The organism is Streptomyces thermoalcalitolerans (assembly GCF_039525155.1).
Lineage (GTDB): Bacteria > Actinomycetota > Actinomycetes > Streptomycetales > Streptomycetaceae > Streptomyces > Streptomyces thermovulgaris.
In genome coordinates this window covers 1-2,025 of record NZ_BAAAHG010000120.1, presented here as the reverse complement: position 1 = coordinate 2,025, position 2,025 = coordinate 1, and the positions used below count along the sequence as shown (strand labels likewise).

Annotated in this window: 3 protein-coding genes; all 3 read right to left on the bottom strand. The window is 73.7% G+C overall.

The window, feature by feature from the left end; all coding sequences use genetic code 11:
* Positions 1-464: GlgB N-terminal domain-containing protein (locus tag ABD224_RS29040; RefSeq protein WP_425581078.1), on the bottom strand; the 464-nt coding region annotated here is incomplete at its 3' end.
* A 4-nt stretch (positions 465-468) separates the two neighbouring features.
* Positions 469-1,857, bottom strand: a complete 1,389-nt coding sequence (locus tag ABD224_RS29035; RefSeq protein ID WP_344055270.1) for a maltokinase N-terminal cap-like domain-containing protein — start codon at positions 1,855-1,857, stop codon at positions 469-471.
* 34 nt (positions 1,858-1,891) lie between these two features.
* Positions 1,892-2,025: alpha-glucosidase C-terminal domain-containing protein (locus ABD224_RS29030; protein WP_344055272.1), on the bottom strand; the 134-nt coding region annotated here is incomplete at its 5' end.

Here is a 2,025-nt window from a genome sequence, read left to right as displayed (position 1 = left end):
GTCACCCCCTGGTGGGTCATCGGCTCGGCGCCGAGCGCCTTCCACAGCTGCTCGTGCCGGCCCTCGCCGATCAGATGCAGATCGAACTCGCCGAGGGCGGGCAGAAAGCGGTACGGGTCGTGGACCTCGTGGATGTCCCCGCCGTAGACCACCCTCAGCGTGTACACGGGAATCTCCGGCAGCGGCAGCACGACCGAGAACAGGCCGTCTCCCTCCGGCACGAGCGGAGTGCGCTTGCCGTCGATCACCACGCTCACCGCGTCGGCGTACGGTCTCAGCGCCCGGAAGGCGATCCCGCCCGGCACCGGATGCGCGCCCAGCAGCGCATGCGGGTCGTGGTGGGCACCGGACAGCAGACGCTCACGGTCGGCGGGGTCCAGGGGCGGGGCCGCGGAGCCCGCTCTCACCACGGGGGACGGGACGGGGCCGGACGGCTCGGGACGTGATGTGTCGCGCAGGGCCACCGGTTCAGCCTCCTCTCACGGCGAGACGTTCGATCGCCGCCATCGGTACGGCGAGCCAGTCGGGGCGGTGCCGGGCCTCGTACAGCACTTCGTACACGGCACGGTCCGTCTCGTAGGCCCGCAGCAGAGCGTGTTCCTTGCGGGGGTCCCAGCCGGCCCGGGAGGCGTAGCCGGCGCAGTACGCCTCCCGGCAGCGGTGCGCCCACTCCGGGCGCCAGGGGCGGCGCTGCCGGGCGGCGTAGTCGAAGGAGCGCAGCATCCCGGCCACGTCCCGCACCGGGGACTCGGCCAGACGGCGCTCGGCGAGCGGACGGGACGGCTCGCCCTCGAAGTCGATGACGAACCACTCGCGCCCCGCCCGCAGCACCTGCCCCAGGTGCAGATCGCCGTGCACCCGCTGCACGGGCGGGCCGGCGTCGCAGTCGGCCAGCGCCGCGAACGCGGTGCGCAGCCGGGACATGTACGGTCTGAGCGCGGGCACGCTGTGCGCCGCGGCCTCCAGACGCTCGGTCATCGCCGCCGCCGTCCGGGTCACCTCCCGGTGCCCGCCGGTCGGGAAGGCACCGGCCAGGGCCAGATGCACCTCCGCGGTCGCCTCTCCCAGCTGATGCGCCTGAGCGGTGAAGTCGTCACCGGTGGCCAGTGCCCGCAGGGCGAGCGTCCAGCCGTCGTCCGCACCGCACAGGAACGGCTGGAGCACACCGAGGGTCGCCGCCTCCGGCTCGGTGGTACGGAACCACGCCACCGGGGCGGGGACACGGCCGCAGTCCTGCCGGGCCAGTGCCCAGGGCACCTCCAGGTCCGGGTTGACACCCGGCTGGATGCGGCGGAAGACCTTCAGGATGAACGCGTCGCCGTACACGATCGAGGAGTTGGACTGCTCGGCGTTCAGCAGCCTGGGCATCAGACCGCCGGGGACCGGAACGGACGGATCCGCCTCGAAGCGCAGCGGGCCGAAGGCGCCGGGGTGGCGCAGTCGCTCCAGGAGCAGCTGCGCCGAGCGCGGGTCGTACAGCGCGTCGTAGAGCGAGAGGCCGGCCAGCGGGCCCTGGGAGGGACGGCCGATGAAGGCCTGGTGCAGGCGGGGGCTCGGCCGCTGCCGTACGTCGAGCAGCAGCTGGTAGCAGTCGGCGGGCGGCGGCACGGGGGCGCCGCCCGGGGCGGGCACGGTGCCGTGGCCGGCGGGGACGTCCGCGTGTTCGGCGTGGACCAGCAGATGCAGACAGCCCGGGAACAGCTCCGTCATCGACAGCAGGCGCAGGTCGGTGACGGGCCGGTCCTTGCCGGCGAACCAGCGCTGGTGCGGCAGCCACGCGCGCAGCAGCGGGTCGAGCGAGGTCATGGGCCCGGCCAGGCTCCCGGCGCTCGGCACCAGGGACGCGGTCTTCGGCATGCTCACACGTCTCCTTTCGTCAGCCGCACGGTGGTCACACGCGCCGGGCGGTCGGGGACGCGGCCGTGGTGAGCCGGAACCAGTAGAAGCCGTGTCCGGCCAGGGTCAGCAGGTAGGGCAGGTCGCCGATGGGGGGGAAGCGGACGCCGCCGAACAGTTCGACGGGGT

Excerpts from the sequence above, each read along its gene's own strand:
- ABD224_RS29035 (WP_344055270.1), bottom strand. The coding sequence starts at position 1,857 with ATGCCGAAGACCGCGTCCCTGGTGCCGAGCGCCGGGAGCCTGGCCGGG.